The organism is Paraburkholderia steynii (assembly GCF_900100565.1).
Taxonomy (GTDB): domain Bacteria; phylum Pseudomonadota; class Gammaproteobacteria; order Burkholderiales; family Burkholderiaceae; genus Paraburkholderia; species Paraburkholderia terrae.
Map to the genome: position 1 here is coordinate 23,702 of NZ_FNDI01000033.1, position 19,684 is coordinate 43,385.

At 63.2% G+C, this 19,684-nt stretch carries 21 protein-coding genes; 10 read left to right on the plus strand and 11 right to left on the minus strand.

Annotation, left to right across the window (positions count from 1 at the left end):
* Positions 1 to 10: 10 nt before the first annotated feature.
* From BLT65_RS38405 to BLT65_RS38425, 5 genes are read right to left on the minus strand one after another with little or no spacing between them, the layout of a single operon-like run.
* A complete protein-coding gene (locus BLT65_RS38405; protein WP_091788344.1) occupies positions 11 to 292 on the minus strand; it encodes a DUF2160 domain-containing protein in 282 nt (93 codons plus the stop codon).
* Entirely contained in the window at positions 292 to 1,104 is an 813-nt protein-coding gene (locus BLT65_RS38410) for a carbohydrate ABC transporter permease (protein WP_079488416.1), read from the minus strand. The genes BLT65_RS38405 and BLT65_RS38410 overlap by 1 nt, the downstream gene beginning before the upstream one ends.
* Positions 1,097 to 1,987: a carbohydrate ABC transporter permease gene (locus BLT65_RS38415; protein ID WP_007587590.1), complete on the minus strand. Its 891-nt coding sequence runs from the start codon at positions 1,985 to 1,987 to the stop codon at positions 1,097 to 1,099. The genes BLT65_RS38410 and BLT65_RS38415 overlap by 8 nt, the downstream gene beginning before the upstream one ends.
* On the minus strand, positions 1,987 to 3,093 hold the full coding sequence (locus BLT65_RS38420; RefSeq protein WP_091788347.1) for an ABC transporter ATP-binding protein: 1,107 nt from the start codon (positions 3,091 to 3,093) through the stop codon (positions 1,987 to 1,989). The genes BLT65_RS38415 and BLT65_RS38420 overlap by 1 nt, the downstream gene beginning before the upstream one ends.
* Entirely contained in the window at positions 3,080 to 4,192 is a 1,113-nt protein-coding gene (locus tag BLT65_RS38425) for an ABC transporter ATP-binding protein (RefSeq protein WP_091788351.1), read from the minus strand. The genes BLT65_RS38420 and BLT65_RS38425 overlap by 14 nt, the downstream gene beginning before the upstream one ends.
* A 903-nt stretch (positions 4,193 to 5,095) precedes the next feature.
* Between BLT65_RS38425 and BLT65_RS38430 the strand changes: the two genes are divergently transcribed.
* The 4 genes from BLT65_RS38430 (at position 5,096) to BLT65_RS38445 (ending at position 9,543) form a co-directional block, all read left to right on the plus strand.
* Entirely contained in the window at positions 5,096 to 6,490 is a 1,395-nt protein-coding gene (locus BLT65_RS38430; protein WP_042308126.1) for an FAD-binding oxidoreductase, read from the plus strand.
* Positions 6,491 to 6,662: 172 nt separating this feature from the next.
* Positions 6,663 to 7,496 carry a DMT family transporter gene (locus BLT65_RS38435; protein ID WP_091788354.1) on the plus strand — a complete coding sequence of 278 codons (834 nt, stop codon included), beginning with the start codon at positions 6,663 to 6,665 and terminating at the stop codon, positions 7,494 to 7,496.
* Positions 7,497 to 7,602: 106 nt separating this feature from the next.
* Positions 7,603 to 8,127 (plus strand): hypothetical protein, encoded by a 525-nt coding sequence (locus BLT65_RS38440; protein ID WP_091788357.1) that lies wholly within the window; start codon positions 7,603 to 7,605, stop codon positions 8,125 to 8,127.
* Between the two features lie 99 nt (positions 8,128 to 8,226).
* Positions 8,227 to 9,543, plus strand: coding sequence for a DUF2325 domain-containing protein (locus BLT65_RS38445; protein ID WP_091788360.1), 1,317 nt, complete (start codon positions 8,227 to 8,229; stop codon positions 9,541 to 9,543).
* A gap of 25 nt (positions 9,544 to 9,568) precedes the next feature.
* Here BLT65_RS38445 and BLT65_RS38450 read toward each other — a convergent pair whose 3' ends face one another.
* The 3 genes from BLT65_RS38450 to BLT65_RS38460 form a co-directional block, all read right to left on the minus strand.
* Complete coding sequence (locus BLT65_RS38450; protein WP_042308297.1) at positions 9,569 to 9,892, minus strand: winged helix-turn-helix domain-containing protein; 324 nt, start codon at positions 9,890 to 9,892, stop codon at positions 9,569 to 9,571.
* 164 nt (positions 9,893 to 10,056) lie between these two features.
* Positions 10,057 to 10,548: a molybdopterin-dependent oxidoreductase gene (locus tag BLT65_RS38455; protein WP_007744073.1), complete on the minus strand. Its 492-nt coding sequence runs from the start codon at positions 10,546 to 10,548 to the stop codon at positions 10,057 to 10,059.
* Positions 10,549 to 10,713: 165 nt separating this feature from the next.
* Entirely contained in the window at positions 10,714 to 11,139 is a 426-nt protein-coding gene (locus BLT65_RS38460; protein ID WP_091788363.1) for a TOBE domain-containing protein, read from the minus strand.
* A gap of 198 nt (positions 11,140 to 11,337) precedes the next feature.
* Between BLT65_RS38460 and BLT65_RS38465 the strand changes: the two genes are divergently transcribed.
* The 5 genes from BLT65_RS38465 to BLT65_RS38485 all read left to right on the plus strand — a co-directional run bounded on the left by BLT65_RS38465 (position 11,338) and on the right by BLT65_RS38485 (position 15,924).
* The gene (locus BLT65_RS38465; protein ID WP_091788367.1) at positions 11,338 to 11,727 is read left to right on the plus strand and encodes a DUF3022 domain-containing protein; all 390 of its coding nucleotides are present in this window, start codon (positions 11,338 to 11,340) and stop codon (positions 11,725 to 11,727) included.
* 126 nt (positions 11,728 to 11,853) lie between these two features.
* Positions 11,854 to 12,558 carry a YceH family protein gene (locus tag BLT65_RS38470; RefSeq protein WP_091788370.1) on the plus strand — a complete coding sequence of 235 codons (705 nt, stop codon included), beginning with the start codon at positions 11,854 to 11,856 and terminating at the stop codon, positions 12,556 to 12,558.
* Between the two features lie 297 nt (positions 12,559 to 12,855).
* Positions 12,856 to 14,553, plus strand: coding sequence for an acid phosphatase (locus BLT65_RS38475; protein WP_091788373.1), 1,698 nt, complete (start codon positions 12,856 to 12,858; stop codon positions 14,551 to 14,553).
* A 32-nt stretch (positions 14,554 to 14,585) separates the two neighbouring features.
* Positions 14,586 to 14,822, plus strand: coding sequence for a hypothetical protein (locus BLT65_RS38480; protein ID WP_042308143.1), 237 nt, complete (start codon positions 14,586 to 14,588; stop codon positions 14,820 to 14,822).
* Positions 14,823 to 15,048: 226 nt separating this feature from the next.
* Positions 15,049 to 15,924, plus strand: a complete 876-nt coding sequence (locus BLT65_RS38485; protein WP_091788377.1) for a M23 family metallopeptidase — start codon at positions 15,049 to 15,051, stop codon at positions 15,922 to 15,924.
* 78 nt (positions 15,925 to 16,002) lie between these two features.
* On the opposite strand, the gene grxC is transcribed toward BLT65_RS38485, so the two are convergent.
* The 3 genes from grxC to BLT65_RS38500 all read right to left on the minus strand — a co-directional run bounded on the left by grxC (position 16,003) and on the right by BLT65_RS38500 (position 17,908).
* Positions 16,003 to 16,269, minus strand: a complete 267-nt coding sequence (gene grxC / locus BLT65_RS38490) for a glutaredoxin 3 (RefSeq protein ID WP_091788380.1) — start codon at positions 16,267 to 16,269, stop codon at positions 16,003 to 16,005.
* A 33-nt stretch (positions 16,270 to 16,302) separates the two neighbouring features.
* On the minus strand, positions 16,303 to 16,641 hold the full coding sequence (locus BLT65_RS38495) for a DUF4148 domain-containing protein (RefSeq protein WP_091788490.1): 339 nt from the start codon (positions 16,639 to 16,641) through the stop codon (positions 16,303 to 16,305).
* Positions 16,642 to 16,894: 253 nt separating this feature from the next.
* Positions 16,895 to 17,908 (minus strand): AraC family transcriptional regulator, encoded by a 1,014-nt coding sequence (locus tag BLT65_RS38500; RefSeq protein WP_091788384.1) that lies wholly within the window; start codon positions 17,906 to 17,908, stop codon positions 16,895 to 16,897.
* A gap of 161 nt (positions 17,909 to 18,069) precedes the next feature.
* On the opposite strand from BLT65_RS38500, the gene BLT65_RS38505 reads away from it, so the two are divergent.
* Positions 18,070 to 19,461, plus strand: coding sequence for a dihydrolipoyl dehydrogenase (locus BLT65_RS38505; RefSeq protein WP_091788387.1), 1,392 nt, complete (start codon positions 18,070 to 18,072; stop codon positions 19,459 to 19,461).
* Positions 19,462 to 19,684: the final 223 nt, after the last annotated feature.

Below are 19,684 nucleotides of genomic sequence, written 5' to 3' on the forward strand. Positions count from 1 at the left end.
TTTTAAAGCTCTATCCCTTCCACATGATCACGAACAGCACGACGACGGACGCCGCAAAGCCCGGCCATGCGCTCGCGCCTTCGCCGCTAATCGCAATCCACGCGAGATTCACATAGGCCGCCGTCAACAGTCCGATAAAGAGCCTGTCGCCACGCGTGGTCGCAATCGGCAAAAAGCCTTTGCGTTCGATAGTCGGCGCGCGAAACTCCCACAGCGTCATGCCCGCGAGCATCGCAACCACGCAGCCAAAGAAGATCCCGACTTCGGGTGTCCAGTACATCCACGTGAACATCACACTCTCCCCATCGCAAAGCCCTTCGCGATGTAGTTGCGCACGAAGTAAATGACGAGCGCGCCGGGAATGATGGTCAGCACACCGGCTGCGGACAGCACGCCCCAATCCATCCCCGCCGCCGATACCGTGCGCGTCATCACGGCGGCAATCGGCTTGGCGTTGACGGTGGTCAGCGTGCGCGCGAGCAGCAGTTCGACCCAGCTAAACATGAAGCAGAAGAATGCCGTCACGCCGACACCCGCCTTGATCAAAGGCAGAAAGATCTTGATGAAGAATGCGGGAAATGAATAACCGTCGATATACGCGGTCTCGTCGATTTCACGCGAAACGCCCGACATGAAGCCTTCGAGTATCCACACCGCGAGCGGCACATTGAACAGCATGTGCGCGAGCGCTACGGCGACATACGTGTCCATCAGCCCGACGCTCGAATAGAGCTGGAAGAACGGCAACAGGAACACGGCGGGCGGCGTCATCCGGTTGGTGAGCAGCCAGAAGAACATGTGCTTGTCGCCGAGAAAGCGATATCGCGAGAACGCGTACGCGGCCGGTAACGCGACGAGCACTGACATCACCGTATTCATCAATACATAAATGATCGAGTTGATGTAGCCCCAGTACCACGACGGGTCAGTGAAGATCACCTTGAAGTTGTCGAATGTCACTTGATGCGGCCAGATCGAAAACGCCGACATCGTTTCTTCGTTCGTGCGCAGCGAAATCGACAGCATCCAGTACAGCGGAATCAACGCGAACGCGATATAGCCGAGCAAGACGAGCCCGCGTATCCAGCGGCGGTTATCACGCATTGTCTTCTCCCGTCGTTGCAGGACCGCCCTTGCCGACGCGCTCCATCCAGTTGTAGAGAATGAAACAGAGCAACAGGATGATCAGGAAGTAGATCAGCGAGAAAGCCGCCGCAGGCCCGAGATCGAATTGACCGACGGCCTTTTGCGTCAGGTACTGGCTCAGGAATGTGGTCGAGTCGCCCGGACCGCCACCCGTCAGCACGAATGGCTCCGTATAAATCATGAAGCTATCCATGAAGCGCAACAGCACCGCGATCATCAGCACGCCGCGCATCTTCGGCAACTGGATATAGCGAAACACCGCAAAACGGCTTGCACCGTCGATTTCCGCGGCCTGATAGAAGGCATCGGGAATCGCGCGCAATCCTGCATAGCAGAGCAATGCAACGAGCGGCGTCCAATGCCAGATATCCATTACGAGCACGGTGACCCATGCGTCGGTCGGACTCGCCGTGTAGTTGTAGTCGACGCCGATGCGATTGAGCACGTAGCCGAGCAAACCGATATCGGGCCGGCCGAAGATCTGCCAGATCGTGCCGACCACGTTCCATGGAATCAGCAGCGGCATCGCGAGCACCACGAGCGCCGCCGATGCGCGCCAGCCGGACGCCGGCATCGCGAGTGCAAGCCCAACGCCGAGCGGAATCTCGAACAGCAATACACACGCCGAGAAAATGATCTGCCGGCCCAAGGCGCCGCGCAGATCGGGATCGGTCATGATGTTGCGAAACCACTCGGTGCCGACGAACACATGCTGCGTCGGACTGATGATGTCCTGCACCGAATAATTGACGACCGTCATCAGCGGCAGGATCGCGGAGAACGCGACGCAAATGAAAACAGGCACGACGAGCAGCCACGCCTTCTGGTTGAGCGGCTTCATTACGCGCCTCCTGCGGCTCGCACCGCAATGCGTTCGTCGTTGCTGAAATAGACGGTTTCGGGCGCCGCGACGCGCAACCACACGGGGCCATCCACGACGCGCAAATTCGGCTCCATCTTTGCGTTGAAGATGTGACCTTCGCAGTTCGCTGTCACTAGCTGATAGTTGCCGAGTTGCTGCGCGCGTGTGACTTGCGCGCGGACTGCGCCCGCTTCGCCGTCGTTGGCGAGACGCACAAACTCGGGCCGGATGCCAAGCTTCAGATCGCCGTTCGTGCTCTTGAGGGTCGCGAGCGTATTCGCGTCGACGGCGACGCGTTGCGAGCCGAGCTTGATCGCGCCTTCATCGAGACTAACGGGGCACAGGTTCATCCCCGGGCTACCGATGAAATAGCCGACAAACGCATGATCGGGGCGAAGAAACAGCGCTTCCGGCCCGCCCTTTTGCACGACGCGCCCATTCGTCATCACGACCACTTCATCCGCGAATGTCAGCGCTTCGACCTGATCGTGCGTCACGTAGATCAGCGTGAGCTTCAATTGCTGGTGGATCTTCTTCAGCTGACGCCGCAGCATCCATTTCATGTGCGGATCGATGACGGTCAGCGGTTCGTCGAAAAGAATCGCCGCCACATCTTTGCGCACGAGTCCGCGTCCAAGCGAAATCTTCTGCTTCGCATCCGCCGACAGATTGCTCGCCTTGCGCGGCAACTCACGCGCCATGTCGAGAATGTCGGCCACTTCATGCACGCGCGTGCGGACTTCGGCGGCAGGCAGCCCTCGATTGCGCAGCGGAAAGGCGAGATTGTCGAACACGGTCATCGTGTCGTAGATCACCGGGAACTGGAACACCTGCGCGATATTGCGTTCGCGCGCGCCTTGCACGGTGACATCGCGTCCATTGAAAAGCACTTTGCCTTCCGATGGTGTCAACAGGCCCGACACGATATTGAGCAAAGTCGATTTTCCGCAACCCGAAGGACCGAGCAGCGCGTAAGCGCCGCCGTCTTCCCACACCATGCTCATCGGTTGCAGCGCGTAGTCGTCGAGCGAGGCGGGATTTGGCCGGTACGCGTGACCGAGATTCTGAAACTCAATGCGCGCCATATGCCACCTCCTGCACCTTGGGACGCGCGACAAGATTGGCGTCCGCGCCGAACACGAACAGTTCGTCGGGGTCGATATAGACGTCGAGCTGCGTGCCGAGCGCGATCTGATGCACGCCTTGCAACTGCGCGACGAGATCGATGCCGCCGTGACGCGTATGCAAGTGAAGGTAGGTTTCCGAGCCGCTCAACTCGGCGAGTTCGAGCAGACAGGGCACGGCAATCGAATGCGCGTTGCGCGGCGCAAGACGCAAATGGCCGGGCCGGATGCCGATCCGGCAGGTGCTCGTTCCGACAGCCGTGGCGGCTGCGCGGCGCACGGGCACGTCGATGCCGATGGGCAGACGCGCGTCGCCGTTTTCCAGCAGTTCGCTCGTCAGCATATTCATGGGCGGATCGTTGAAAACGGCGGCGACATCGACATTCGCAGGCGCGTTGTAGACGTCGAGCGTCGGGCCGAACTGCAGCACGCGGCCCTTGTCGACGACGGCCGTGTAGCCGCCTAGCAGCAGCGCTTCGAGCGGATCCGTCGTCGCATAGACGACCGTGGTCTTGCCGTCGGAAAAGAGTGTCGTGAGTTCGGCGCGCAATTCCTCGCGCAACTTGTAGTCGAGATTCACGAGCGGTTCGTCGAGCAGCACGAGCGACGTGCGCTTGACCAGTGCGCGCGCCAATGCGCAACGCTGCTGCTGGCCGCCCGACAGCTCGCCGGGACGCCGGTCGAGCAGATGCTCGATATGCAGCTTCGACGCGACCTCGTTCACGCGGCGGCGTATCTCGCCCGCTTCCGTCTTTTGCAGCTTGAGCGGCGACGCGATGTTGTCGAACACCGTCATCGCGGGATAGTTGATGAACTGCTGATAGACCATGGCGAGGTTGCGCTGACGCACGCTCACACCCGTCACGTCCTGTCCGTCGGCCAGCACGCGCCCTGTCGTGGGCCTGTCGAGTCCTGCCATCACGCGCATCAACGTGGTCTTGCCTGCCTGAGTGGGACCCAGCAGCACATTGATCGCCCCCGGGACGAGCCGCAGATCGACGCCGTACAGATGCGTCAGCCCGCCCGAAACGACGGTGACCCGCTCGAGTTCCAAAACCAAATTGCTCTCCTTTGTTCGATGCTTCTGATGCAGCTTCGCTTTTCTTCTGCTTGTTCTTTGTTCAACCGCGGCTTCGATGCAAATGCAGATGCTTTGGTACGGCGACAACAGTGATTCGACTACGGCGTTCGCATACGCCGGGCGCCGCAAGGCGCGGCCCGGTTTGCTGACGAGAGGCAGGGCAAGGGATAGCGCCGCGCGGGCGCCGGAGAAGCTGTTATCGATCCATTGTCCCGATGGTTTTTATTCGGGCACTTCAAAAACAGGCCATACGACCCATGTTCAAAAAGGAAATCAAAACAACAGCAACAATGTTCTCTTTTGTTCGTTTACGTTTAAATCGGGGTTAACCATACAAAACGTGAACAAACACCATCTACTGTACTTACGGACAGTAGAACAATCTATTACGCATTGACGCGAGTTTACTTACAGAGAGCAAGTTGGCGGTCAGCGTAACAGAAGAAATGCGGTACACCGGGCGGCTGTGCAATTCGTCTGAGCTGTCGAAACCGGCGGTCCCAAAACCGCAATCCGTGCGCGCGAGTCAATCGCATACGTTCTATTTTCGCGCGATGAAAAAGACAGCAGGCTTATGGTTTCCTATGGTTCGCTTCGCACATTTGCAAAACGTCGCCGCGTGAGCGGGCTCCAGCGGGACTCGCTATTTACGAAGCACTCCATCCGTGAGTCCATCCAGAAAGGGCCTTGTTTTTCAGGCTTTTCACGTGTACCGGCCCGTATTCAAAGGAACCGGGATGAAACGCGAAGGCGTGCGGGTATACGTTAATTTGTGCGCGCCGGTCAGCCTCGTTTACTGGACGAAAGCCAGGTCGTCCGAACTACTTTGATCAGACATGATCGAGGGGTTCGGACGTTGTTTGTCCGTACCGGAGGTGTAGCATGGCGAATCTGTCCAGCAGTGCAATCGACGAATTCAAAGCTCTCACGCGGGGCCAGGTCGTATTGCCCGGCGATCCAACGTTCGATGAAGCACGCAGTATCTGGAATGGGATGATCGACCGTCGACCCGCGATCATCGTTCGCTGCGCGGGCACGGCCGATGTCCGTCGCGCCGTCAATTTCGCGCGCGACAACAAGTTGCTGCTCGCCGTGCGCGGCGGCGGCCACAACATCGCGGGCAGCGCCATGTGCGAAGGCGGCATGGTGCTCGACCTGTCACAGATGAAGTCCGCGCGTATCGATCCCGTCGCGCGCCGCGCCTATGTCGAACCCGGCTGTCTGTTGCGGGACTTCGATCACGAAGCGCAAGCCTTCGGGCTCGCCACGCCGCTCGGCATCAATTCGACGACGGGCGTCGCGGGCCTCACGCTCGGCGGCGGCTTCGGCTGGATCAGCCGGCGCTTCGGGATGACGGTGGACAACCTGATTTCAGCCGATGTCGTCACTGCCAATGGCGAATCGATCCGCTGCAGCGCCGATTCGCATGAAGATCTGTTCTGGGCAATTCGCGGCGGCGGCGGCAATTTCGGCGTCGTCACGATGTTCGAGTTCAAGTTGCACGAAGTGGGACCCGAGGTCTATGGCGGCCTCGTCGTGCTGCCGATGGACCAGGCGCGCGACGCGCTAGTCAAATATCGCGCCGCGCTGGAAACCTGGCCCGACGAGCTGACTGTCTGGGCCGTCGCGCGCTTCGCGCCGCCGCTGCCCTTCCTGTCCGCCGACGTACACGGCAAGCCGATCATCGCGTTTGCGGTCTGCTACACGGGGCCTGTCGCGAACGGTCCGGCCGTGGTCGAAGAAGTGCGCAAATTCGGTACGCCCTACGGCGAACATCTCGGACCGATGCCGTTCACCGCGTGGCAACAGGCATTCGATCCGCTACTGACGCCGGGCGAGCGCAATTACTGGAAGTCGCACAATCTCGCAACGCTCGACGACGGCCTGATCGACGCATTCGTCGATGCCATCGCCAATCTGCCGTCGCCGCAGTGCGAGATCTTTTTCGGCGCAATCGGCGGCCAGACGATGCGTGTGGCGCCCGATGCAATGGCCTACTCGAATCGCGACGCGAAGTATGTGATGAACGTACATGGCCGCTGGACGGAAGCCGCCGACGACGAGCGCTGCATTGCATGGTCGCGCGCGTTCTTCAATGCATCGGCGCCGTTCGCGCTCGGCAGCGTGTACGTGAACTTCATGACGGAAGAAGAATCCGCGCGCGTGGGCGACGCATACGGTCCGAACTACGCGCGGCTCGTCGCGGTGAAAGACCGATACGATCCGCAGAACCTGTTCCGCCATAACCAGAACATCAAGCCATCCTCAATGGCCTGAACACAGCGCCTCCGGCATGCCGGATAGCAATCGTTGTCTCGTTGCTATCCGGCATCGTTTTTCAGCGCCCCGCTTCCATCGATTCACGCTGCACCGCGCGATGCGTGGATGCATCGCCTCACGCTAAAGTATCGTGTACGCCCACGACGCTGCCCCTTCTGCCCAACGCACCATGCCGCGCATGCACATCGCCTTGCTGACGATCGTCGCCATGTTCGCCTTCGCCGGCAATTCGCTGCTATGCCGCATTGCGTTGAAGGGCACGTCGATCGATCCCGCAACGTTTACGTCTGTGCGCATCGTCTCGGCTGCCATCGTGTTGTGGATCATTCTGCGCAGCCGCGGCCAGTCGCAACCCATCGCCGGCAACTGGCTTTCCGCTTTTGCGCTTTTCGCGTACGCAGCAGCGTTCTCGTTTGCCTATGTATCGCTGGCGGCGGGAACGGGCGCGCTGCTGCTGTTCGGCGCGGTGCAGGCGACGATGATCGGCTACGCGCTCTGGCGCGGAGAACGTCTACGGATGCTGCAATGGACGGGCCTCGCATGCGCGCTCGCCGGCCTCGTCGCGCTCGTGCTGCCCGGCGTGAGCGCGCCGCCTCCGCTCGCGTCGCTGCTGATGCTGTGCGCGGGCATCGCGTGGGGCGCGTATTCGCTGCGCGGCAAACGCGCCGCCGATCCGACGGCCACCACGGCAGGCAACTTCATTCGCGCCATCCCGTTCGCGGCGGCGATCAGCATCGCGATGTTTGCGCGTGCATCGATCGATAGAACGGGCCTGCTTTTCGCGGCGATATCCGGCGCGTTGACGTCGGGCGTCGGCTACGTGATCTGGTACGCCGCGTTGAAGGAACTCAAGGCCGCCACGGCCGCGACCGTGCAATTGAGCGTGCCGCTGATCGCCGCCATGGGCGGCATCGTGCTGCTCGGCGAACCGCTGACCGCGCGTCTCGCGTTGAGCGCGGCCGCGATATTGGGCGGCATCGCGCTCGTGGTCGGCCGCCGTTGACTATCGTACCAACGAATGAATGAACGAACGATCGGATCGCGACGTGACAAGCGCACCGATATATACGGTAGAATATATCGATCGTTCTAGTCTCGGGAGAGTCGGGGTGGGCAGCACTCGTCGCGATGCGCCAACGGATGCACTATCCGGGAAAATCAGCACGCTCAAGCCGATGTCGGCTGACGTGCGCGCGCAGCAGATCCGTGACGTGGTCGATGCGTTCAGGCGTCTGCGCAGCAGCGTCACGCGCTTCGTCCAGATGTTCGCGGCCGCGCGGAACGCGGCGTCGATGGCCGAAGGACTGTCTTCCGCGTCGTTGCGCGAATTGCTGTCGATGCTCGCCAGCGAAGCGCAAGCCGCCCGTTTTGCGCGGCTGCGCGAGTTGAAAATCGCGATCCGCCAGGCGCGCGTGCTCGAACGTACACGCGACGCGGTGTTTTCCGAGTCCTTCAGCACGAACCCGACGGCGATGCGCGAAACGGTGACGGCGCTGGAGCGAGTCGATGCGATCCTCGTCGGACTGTGCGTCGAGCACGTGCTGGAGCGGCACAAGCCCACGCCACCGCGCACGGTGGCGCTCAAGCCCGCGCCGCTGCCAACGCGCAGGCGTCAACCCGAACCGGTGCACTGATTCTCGCCCCGACGCGCACTCGCTATATTCGATGGTATATTTCGATAACCCGTTCGCGCATCCACCCCGGTCCGCCGTCATGTCCGGATAGAGGTCTTCATGCACGCTCCGCCCTTTCGTCTCGCCCGCCCGGGCATCGATACGTCCATCGGTTCCGCACAACGCGCCGATCCCTGCTGCGCGCCGTCGAAGGCGCAACTCGCCGATCTGAAACGACGCACCCGGCTCGCGGAACTCGATGCGCATCTGCACTGCTCGATCATCGGCACGTGTCTGAGCACGCATGAATTGCGCAAGCTCGTGCCGAAGTTCACCGACCTCGACCGTCAACGCGCCACCGACCTCGAAATTCACCACACGGCTGTAGAGCTTGCGATCGAAGGCGGCGCGGGCGGCAAGGCGCTGCAAAAGGCACTGGACGAGCGCTATGCCGGCGCGCTCCGGCTGTTCGACAAGGCGAAAGACCCCGACGCGGTGCTCGCGCTATGGAAAGAAGCGCTTAAGAGCGGCGACATTCCGCCCGCCTACTGGGCCCTGATGACGCATCCGCAAACCACCATGAGCGTGCGGCAATCGGCGTTCGGCGACCTGCACATGCTGTCGCATCTGGTCGGCGCCGCGAATCGCGCGGATATCCGGCGGCTCGTCGCGTTGGAAGAAGACAATGCCACGTTGCGCACGAAGATCGATCGCCAGCAAAGCCGCCTGCAGGAGATGAGCTTGCAGCGCGACGCCGCCGCGCAGGAACTGGAAACGCGCGCGGCGCACGCCAAGGCACAGGATGCCGGCACCGACGACGCACTACGCGCCGAAGTCCAAGTGCTGCGCGAAGCATTGACAGCGCGTGACGAGCGACTCGCGCTGCATACGAACCGCCGTGAAGCCGCCGAACAGCGTGTCGCCGCCGAACAGGAAAGCGCCCGTGCGTTGCGCGCGCGGCTCGATGAAATGGATGCGCTCGTGAAAACGCTGCAAGCCGAAGCGAGCGCGCTGGAACGCACGCTTCAGGCCACGGCGGGCGACGACCCGTCCGGGCGTTCGGCCTCGCTGGCGATTCTGGAACGCATGCGCATCGTGTATGTCGGGGGAAGGCCGGGTTCGAATGCGGCGATCAGGCGGATCGTCGAATCGGCGGGCGGCGAGATGACCGTGCATGACGGCGGCATCGAGGATCGCAAGGGCTTGCTGGCGGCTGCATTGCCAGGCGCGGATATGGTGGTGTTTCCCGTCGACTGCATCGATCACGACTCGATGAACATGCTCAAGCGTATCTGCGAACGCGGCCACATTGCGTGGTATCCGCTGCGCACCGCGAGCGTCGCGAGTTTTGTCGAACTGATCGGGCGGCTCAATGCCGACGCGCAGACGAACACGCAGTCCGGTGGAGCGCCGCGCTTCTGTCTGCGTCACGGCTAGGCGTCACGCGCAAACCGTTCAAGATCTACCGCCGCACCATCTTCGTAAGCGCGGCGATATCGTCGGCGCATGCGGCATATGCCTGCGCTTCGATGCCCCGATAGAGCCGGATGATCTCCTCGCCGACGGGCGTCAGCGCGCTGCCGCCGCCGCTCTGCCCGCCATGCTCGGACACCGTCGCCGGCGATTTCAGCGAACGGTTCAGTTCATCCATCAACAGCCACGCGCGCCGATACGACATGTTCAGGCTGCGTGCCGCCGCCGAAATCGAACCGTGCTCGCGCACCGCTTCGAGCAGCGCGACCTTTCCCGGTCCCAGCGCGATCGTGCCTTCCTGCTGAATGCGCATTCTGAAGCGCACCTCGGGCTTCGGATGTGCCGATGTCTTCATGTTGTTTGCCGGTTGACTCATGCGCGCAAGCATACACGATGCCATACGCACGACTTCAATCGGCACTTGCACCAGTACGCGGCCAGCTCACGCCAGCAAAGACGACGACCACGTTGACGGCATCAAAGCTCAAGCACGCGCGCAACCACACCCGCGAGCCGTTTCACATGACGCGGCGCGGGCAGAATATCAGCGGCCGAAAACAGAATGGGCGCGCCTTCGTCGACGGAAAGCGGCTGGTCGCCGCGTTCGAACGCGACGAGCACGCGTTCGCCGATCGGCGTGTTGAACAGTTCATGCCATGAGAACGTCACCGCGTAACCGTCGTGAGCATGCGCGATGAAAATGGTCCGCTTGAAATCGCCGGGCCGGTCGTTGCGCAGGCCCGCCATGTCGATCAGATCCTTCAGCAGCACGCCGCGATACTGATCGACCTTGCGGATGAAGCGGTTCGTCGTGTAGCAGCGCAGGTCGAAGGGATCGGCCGTCACGCTTGCGTGCTGCCGCAGATCGTCGATCGTCACCTGCATCGGACGCAGAAAATCGCCCGCCAGCATGACGGCGCCTGCCGTCGTCTCCTGCAGCGGCAGCGCCGCCGAGCCAGTCATTCCCATCGTCCATCTCCATTGCGTCGCGACGCTGTCATGCCCACGATGTATCGGTGGATATATTACGCTGCTCGCGAACTGGCTGCCGAAGGGAAACGCGACATAGGCGGCATATCGCACGGCTTATGACGTGCGGGGCGCGGGGCCGCCGCCCGCGCCCGGCGTCGACGCTCAATCGACGCCGACGATCACGCTCGAAGCCTTGAAGATCGCCGCAGCCGCCTTGCCGCTGGTGAGGCCGAGACGGTCGACGCTGTCGTTCGTGACGATCGCGGCGACCTGCGCGCCGCCCGCCGCCGAAATGATGACCTCGCTATTGACCGCGCCCTTCGTGACCGACGCGACCGTGCCCGCGATGCAGTTGCGCGCCGACACCTTGCTGCTGTCGGCATCGACCATCACGATCACCGACGAAGCCTTGACGAGCGCGAACGCCGGCTTTCCCGCCGCGAGCCCGAGCGACGACGCGCTGCCGTGGGTGATTACCGCGACGATCTCGAGTCCGTCCTGGGTGCGGAGCGTGATCTCGTCGTTGACGGCGCCGGCCTTGACGGCCGTGACCTGACCGGCGAAATGATTACGTGCGCTGGTACGCATGCGACTCTCCTTCGGGTTGCCCCTGTGTGTTGTTCAGTGTGGACGAACGGCAAGTCCGCAGTGTATCGCGCGGCCTGTGACAGGCCGTCATCGGCTCGGTCGGCCCCTCACGGCACGCTATGTGACGCGGACGTGACAAGACAGTGGCATCCCGGTTGCTCATACCTATCCAGACGAAAACAGATAAAAGGAGCAGCCATGGACACGATTGGATTGTCGCAGCGCATCGAGGAAATCGAACTGGCCCTCATCGGGACCTTCGAATCGCCGAAAGCGCCCACTGTCAGCGCCTATCAGGAAGGCCCGACGACCTGGCTGATGCTCTCGTGGGTCGTCGAAACGGGCCGCGACACGACGCTCGATGCGCGCTGCGTCGTAACGCTCAAGCTCGGCGATGCGCAGATCGACCGCTATGCCGCGCTCGATACGGCCAAGCGGCGCGTCGCGCAGGATCGTCTGAGGGATCTCGTGCGGCAGCATGTCGAAGTGTCGAGGGCGCAGCCGGCTTCGACGGACAGCTGTTCGATCGAACTCGACGTGGACGACACCATCTTCGACGTGCCCGACGAACCCTACGACATGCTGTAACGCCCGCAGCGCAGCAACGGCCGGAACGCTTCCAGTCCCGCCGCCAACGGCAATAGACTATGCTAACGCGCGAGCCTGTGCGCTCGCGCCGTCGCACACGCGGCTTTCCATTCGAGTCTATTGCCCATGAATTCCACCACCGACGATACCCCGCGCCCCGCCATGCGGGCGCTCACGCCGCTCGAAGCCCGCGTGCTGGGCGTGCTGTTCGAGAAGCAGCATACCGTGCCCGACACCTACCCGCTGTCGCTCAACTCCCTCGCGTCGGGCTGCAATCAGAAGACCTCGCGCTCGCCCGTGATGAACGTCAGCGAATCCGAGATTCTCGACGCGATCAACTCCATGAAGCGCCTTTCGCTGGTGCTCGAAGGCAGCAGCAGCCGCGTGCCGCGCTTCGAGCACAACATGGAGCGCGTGCTCGGTCTGCCGCGCCAGTCGGCGGCGCTGCTGACGGCGCTACTGCTGCGCGGCCCGCAGACGGCAGCCGAGTTGCGGCTCGCCACCGCGCGCCTGCACGGCTTCGCCGATACGTCGTCCGTCGAGGCGTTTCTCGAAGAGCTTGCCGCCAATGATCCGCCGCGCGTCGTCAAGCTGGGCCGCACGCCGGGCGAGCGCGAGAGCCGCTGGATGCATTTGCTGTGCGGCGAGCCCACGCCCGAGCAGATCGGCGCCGCGGCACTCTCCGACGAGCCGCTGCCGCCCGGCGAACTCGAAGCGCTGCGCGCCCAGCAGCGCGAGTTGAGCGAGCGCGTCGAGCGGCTCGAAGCGCTCGTGAAGCACCTCGCGGGCGAGCTTGGCGTGTCGCTCGATGAACTGAAGGGAAACCTGTAGCCGCTGCCACCGGACAGGTTTGCCGCGCGCGGGTCGCGGCAAACCGTCAGCGCTCCACCACCATGTGACTACGCCGCCGCATGACCGGGCCAAGCCAGATCAACAAACGATCCAAAACGCAACCGCCTTGCCAGGCAGGGCACCAGACAGGGCACAAAACAGGCCGCCAAACGGGTTGCTAACCGCCCTTGACGAATGCGACGATGCGGTTGGCGCGCGGCCGACGCCAAGGCGCGCCGCCTTTCGCCCTGCCCCGCTGTGCCTCTTTTGCGATTCACTGTGCCAGGAGACTGACCGATGAACGAGCACGACGACCCCAATCTGCCCACCGCTTCCGACCTCCCCGCCGACGACCGCCCCGACGATCCCGACCGCCGCCGCGTCCTCACTGGCCTTGCCGCAGCGGGCCTCGGCCTCGCGCTGGCGGGCTGCCAGTCGGTGGACAGCGCCTCGACGGGCGCGCCGCGCAGCGCGGCCGACGCGCGACTCGACAACGCGTTGCGCGATCAGGTCAAGCGCATCGTCGTGATCTACGCGGAGAACCGCAGCTTCGCGAACCTGTACGGCAACTTCCCCGGCGTACAGTATCCGCTGTCCGCCGTCACGCCCGATCGTTACGTGCAACTGGACCGCGATGGCAACACGCCGCTCGCCACGCTGCCGAAGATCTGGGGCGGCCTCGTGCCGCAAGCGCAGGAAGTCGACGGCAAGCGCTACATGATTGCCGAGCGCGATATCGCTGGATTGCGCAACCAGCCGTTTCATCTGACCGACGCGCACGGCGCGCCGCTGCCGAACAGCGTGATCACCCGCGACCTCGTGCATCGCTTCTATCAGAACCAGATGCAGATCAACGCGGGCCGCAACAACCAGTTCGCCGCATGGGGCGATTCGGGCGGCCTCGTGATGGGGCATTACCGCAGTTCCGGCGAATCGCTGAAGCTGTGGGCGCTCGCGCAGCAGTACACGCTGTGCGACAACTTCTTTATGGCCGCGTTCGGCGGCTCGTGGCTGAACCACATCTTTCTGATTTCGGCGCAGGCGCCGCTCGTGCCCGATATCGGCAGCGGGCCGGGGAAGAAGCTCGTGTCCGTCGTCGAAGGCGACGACCCGACGGGCACGCGTCTGAAACAGGCGCCCAGTTCGCCGAAGACGGCGCTCGAAGGCCCGCCGGTGTTCGTCAGCGACGGCCTGTTCACGCCCGACGGCTACGCGGTCAACACGATGGCGCCGCCCTATCAGCCGAGCATGGTGCGGCCCGCCGAGGGCGGCGACCCCGCGCTCGCGAACCCAGGCGACCCGAAGGTGCTGCCGCCGCAGCGCTACGCGACGATCGGCGACCGGCTGAGCGACAAGGGCATCGACTGGGCGTGGTATAGCGGCGCCTGGCAATACGCGCTCGATCATCGCGACACGGGCGCCGTGCCCGACTTCCAGTATCACCATCAGCCGTTCAACTACTTCGCGAACTTCGCGCCCGGCACGGCGGCGCGCGCGCGGCATCTGCGCGACGGAGGTGTAGGCGACGACGCATCGACCAACCGCTTCATCGCCGATATCGACGCGGGACGTCTGCCCGCCGTGACGTTCTACAAGCCGCAGGGGAATCTGAACATGCATGCGGGCTACGCGGACGTCGAGTCCGGCGACCGGCATATCGCGAACGTCATCGAACATATCCAGCGCGGCCCGCAATGGCAGAACACCGTGATCGTCATCACACACGACGAGAACGGCGGCTGGTGGGATCATGTCGCGCCGCCCAAAGGCGACCGCTGGGGACCGGGCTCGCGCATTCCGGCGCTGGTCATTTCGCCGCTCGCGAAGAAAGGCTATGTCGATCACAGCGTGTACGACACCAACTCGATCCTGCGTCTGATCAGCCGCGTGCATGGGCTCGCGCCACTCGATGGCGTCGCGCTGCGTGACCGTGCGCTGGTGCAGAACGGGCTGACGCCCATCGGCGATCTGACGGGGGCGCTCGATCTCGCGTGATGCCGTTATCGAAGTTGCATTAAAGGAAACACATGTTCGTCGTGTATTGGCTGGAAGAAGGCACGTCGATGGGAACCGCTCGCTTCGAGCGGTTCGCCGCCGACGAAATGACCAAAGCGCTCGCGTTCACCGAAACGCTGCGCAAGCAGCAGGCTGCCGGCGATGACGTGAGCTTCGTCACGCTCTGCAGCGAGAACCCGCGTTCCGTCGGCAAGGCCGGCGCGTCCGATCCGCCCGCCGATTACGCGTGGAAAAAGCGCCGCCCATGAGCGCGGCTGTGGCATACATGCCACGCGTCCCTCGACGCTTCGCAACACAATTGCGCGCATAAAAAGCAAAAACGCGAAGGGCTGTAAAACATTCAGGATTCCAGAAACATCCGTCACGGCTGTCTGTCAGATTCCCGTTCTGCGCCGCCCAGTCCGCGCCGCGCCGTTCGCCCGGCACGCGCGAACCGATGCCGCGGCATCGCAGAACGACAAGAGGAAGACCGACATGACATCTACGCAACCGAATCGTCGAACGCATGCGCGCGCGTGCGCGGGCCTCGCCCTGCTATCGCTCATCGGCGGTTGCACGACGCTGCCCTGGCAGATGACGCCCGAAGATCGGTCGCTTCAGCAGCCTCCGCAGACGGCAGCGTCGCCCGCTTCGACCGACCGTCCGGCACGGCGCCCGCCCGTCAATACCGACAAGCCGCTGTCCGACGGCTATTACCGCGTGAAGCCCGGCGACACGCTCTATCGCATCGCCGCGAGCCACGGGCAACGCAGCGAAGACATCATCAAGTGGAATAACCTCACGGACCCGGGCCACATCGAGACAGGCGGCGTGCTGCGTGTCACGCCGCCGCCCGATGCAGCCAGCGGCAGCGATGCGTCCGCGCCGTCTGCACAGGCAAAGCAACAGCGCACGACCACGCCCGCAAAGCCCGACGATGCAGCGAAAGCCAATCCAAAAGCCGACAAGGCCGACAAGAGCGCGGACACCGGCAAGCCGAGCTTCGTCTGGCCTGCGCGCGGCACGCTGAGCGCGACGTATGGACAGGGCAAATCGAAGGGCATCGTGATCGCGGCCAAAGCCGGCGATCCGGTGAAAGCGGCGACGTCGGGCCGCGTCGTGTTCGCGGGCGACGGCGGCAAGCCGTACGGCAAGCTGATCGTCATCAAGCACGACGACACGCTCGTGACAGCCTACGGACATAACCGCAAGCTGCTCGTGAAAGAAGGCACGAGCGTCAAACGCGGCGAAACGATCGCCGAGATGGCGGCGACGGACCACGGCAACGGCAACGGCTCGATGCAATTCGAAGTCCGCAAGGACGGCAAGCCCGTCAATCCCGCGACCTATCTGCCGCCAGTCGGTTCGTAACGCACGAGCACAAACTAAAAAGCCGCGAACGGCGCGCTGCCGTTCGCGGCTGGGTCTTCCCAGCTTGGCGCTTTGCGCTCAACGCACCGCGTTGGCCTCGACCAGCGGATCGAGATTCCCCGCGGTTTCCAGCGCGTTGAGATCGTCGAATCCGCCCACATGCGTTTCGCCGACGAAAATCTGCGGCACCGTGCGGCGCCCCGTGCGTTCCATCAACGCGAGCGCCGTGGCGCGGTCGCCCTGAACGTTGATTTCCTCGTACGACAGACCCTTCTTCTTGAGCAGCGCCTTCGCGGCGAGACAGTAGGGGCACGTCGGTGTCGTGTAGATCGTGATTGAGGACATGATTATCTCCGTGAGCGTAGTGAATGCGGCGCGTTACTGGCCGCGATAGATGTCGTCGAATGCGGACGATGCGCCCGCCAGCGAGCGGGCACGCGCCGCACGGAAACCCGAGCCGGCGCTGCCGCTTACCGACGGACCGTATGAAGTCGCGATCAGATCATGAGAGAGATGGAACACGTGCGGCGCAGCGGCCGAGTAATTTGCCGGTTCCGGATAGTTCGTGTCGCTTTGCGGGTACTGGCCGGACTGCTGCGCAGCGATCAGTTCGGCGCGAACCTGAGCGCGCGTCGCCGTCGATTGAGATTCAGCCTGGCTTGCGAGCGGCAGACCCAATGCAGCCGCGAGAACGAGAGCTTGATAGACGCGTTTCATGTTGAGCACCTTTGAGAAGCATTGCCGTCGGCGACGGGATGGCTCAACTGTAGGTGCGCATCGGATGGCCGTTAATGTCGGCGCGTCTCATGAAGATGCTTGATCGGCTCACCGCTTTTGCGCACAGGCGTCGTGAAGCGTCACGCGCGGCTTGTGCGTGATAGCTCGATGCCTTGTGCGGTAAGGGTTTCCGGGCAATGCACACGGCCGGTCGCAGAGGCCCCGGCGCGTGCTGTTCGGTTTATGAAATTCTCTATTGCTCTGCGTCGGCCGCAGTTTCATCCGCCGCGGCATCCTGCGACTGCATATGCCCGCCCGATCCGCGCCAGCGCGCGGGTGTCACGCCGATCTGCTTCTTGAACACGCGCTGGAACGCCGCTTCCGACTGATAGCCGACCGTCTCGCCGATATCGCCGACGGGCGTCGTCGATTCGAGCAGCAAGCGGCCCGCGATCGTCATGCGGACTTCGGTGAGCACATCGGTCGCCGAGCGACCAATCGCTTCCTGGAACTGCCGCACGAAGGTTGCGCGCGACATGTTGCACAGTGCGGCGAACTGGTCGAGCGTCCACGGCTTGCCGGGCGATTCGAACATTGCCGAGACGGCCGCCTGCAGGCGCGGACGCCCCGCCAGCGCCAGCAGCCCGTGCGGCGGATGCGCGGCTTCGCTCGCGAAGCGCAGCGTCAACGCGAACAGTGCCGCCGACAGATGATTGACGAGCGTTTCGCTGCCGGGGCATTCGTCCGTGGCCTCTTCGCGCATCAGTTGAATGAGCCGCGCGAGCCGCGAGCCCGCGACGCCGCCCGGCTGCTCGCCATTCGCCGCTGGATCGCCATTGAGCGTCGTATGCGCACCGCTGCGCACCACCAGCCGCGACGGCAGGTGATCGCGTAGCAGCCGGTCCGGCACGGCGCCGAGCAGAAAGCGGCCGCACAGGATGTCGGCCGTGTCGCCCGTGCCGCTATTCTCCGCGACCGTCAGCATGATGTTGCGCCGCTCCGTGACGGGGACGGGCTGCGCGCCGCTGCCGTCGTGGATACGGTGCGGGCTGCCCGTTGGAAACACGATGATGTCGCCCGCGGCCAGATGCTCGGGCGGCCCGTTGCCGTCTTCGAGCACCGCGCACCCCGACAGCAGCACGTGATACGGAATCTCTCGCACGCCCGCGGGGCCTTCTTCGATTGCCCATGGCGCGCCGAAGTGGCAGCGGACATCGACACGCCCGCTCACGGGCATCAGCGACAGGAAGCGGCTTAAGAGATCCATTTGAGCCGATTAAGCATGTTTTTGAATCGTTCGAGGATTAGCAACGCGCACGCAGGACCGTACAGTGGAACCGTGCAATGCAAACCGATTCTACTGGACGGCAGCGACGCGCGCGGCACAGCACACTGATTCCGCCACCGCCCGTCTGAGCGAGGAACATCATGAAGACGCTTCATATCGATGTCGCAGTGATTGGCGCGGGCAGCGCGGGCTTGTCCGCCTTCCGCGCCGCGAAGGCGGCCGGCGCGAGTGCCGTGCTGATCGAAGGCGGCGCGTACGGGACGACCTGTGCGCGTGTCGGCTGTATGCCGTCGAAGCTGCTGATCGCCGCCGCCGAAGCCGCGCATGCGGCGCGCAGCATGGCGCCTTTCGGCGTGCATGTCGATGGCGCCGTGCGGGTCGACGGACGCGAAGTGATGGCGCGCGTCAGGCGCGAGCGCGACCGCTTTGTTGGGTTCGTCGTCGAATCGACGGAAAGTATTCCCGATGAAGAGCGGCTGATCGGCTACGCGCAGTTCATCGACGACAACGTGCTGCAGGTCGGCGAGCACACCCGCGTACACGCGAAGCGCGTGGTGATCGCGACGGGCTCGTCGCCGTATGTGCCCGCAATGTACCAGGCACTCGGCGACCGCGCGATTGTCAACGACGACGTGTTTGCGTGGGACGATCTGCCGCGCAAGGTTGCTGTGGTCGGCGCTGGCGTGATCGGGCTGGAACTGGGTCAGGCGCTCGCGTGGCTTGGCGTCGACGTGACGATGCTCGGCGCGCGTGGGCGCGTTGGGCCGTTGAGCGATCCGGCGATCAAGGATTATGCGCGTGATGTGTTCAAGGATTCATTTCACTTTGAGACGCATGCGCAGGTGGAAGCGGCCACGCGCGAAGGTGACAGCGTGCGTTTACGGTATCGCGATGGCGCGGGCGAATTGCACGAAGACACGTTCGATTATGTGCTGGTGACGGCGGGCCGTCGGCCGAATATGGACAAGCTCGCGTTGCATAACACGACGATCGAGGTCGATGCGCGCGGTGTGCCTGTGTTTGATCCGCTGACGTTGCAGGCGGGCAAGCATCCTGTGTTTATCGCGGGCGATGCGAATGATGTGCTGCCGCTATTGCACGAAGCCGCCGATGAAGGTCGCGCTGCGGGCGACAATGCCGCGCGGTATCCCGATGTGAAGCCGCTTGTGCGGCGGGCGGCGATTTCAGTTGTGTTTTCTGAGCCTGGGATCGCGATGGTTGGGGCGCGGTTTGTGGATCTTGCTGATGGGTCGTTTGTGACGGGTGAGGTTAGCTTTGAGGATCAGGGTCGTAGCCGCGTGATGTTGCGCAATCGCGGGTTGATGCATGTGTATGTTGATCGCGCGACGCGCCGGTTTGTGGGGGCTGAGTGGATCGGGCCGGATGCTGAGCATATCGCGCATTTGCTGTCGTGGGCGTTGCAGATGGGGCTTACCGTTGATGCGATGCTCGCGATGCCTTTTTATCATCCCGTTGTTGAGGAGGGTTTGCGGAGCGCGTTGAGGAGTGCTGCTGCGCAGCTGGCCGTTTAAGTGATTTTTGGGGTTGGTTTTTGGGTTCGGCGCGGGCTGTGAATTGGCTTTGCGGTGCTGGTGCGGTGGTTTGGTTTTTGCGCCGGCAGCTCGGTGTGTTTGTCTTTGCGCTGGCATCCGCGAATTGTTAGCGTGCTTCAAGCGTCGCCCCTGTGCGGGGCGGCACCTACTTTTCTTTGCCGCCGCAAAGAAAAGTAGGCAAAAGAAAGCGGCTAACACCGCC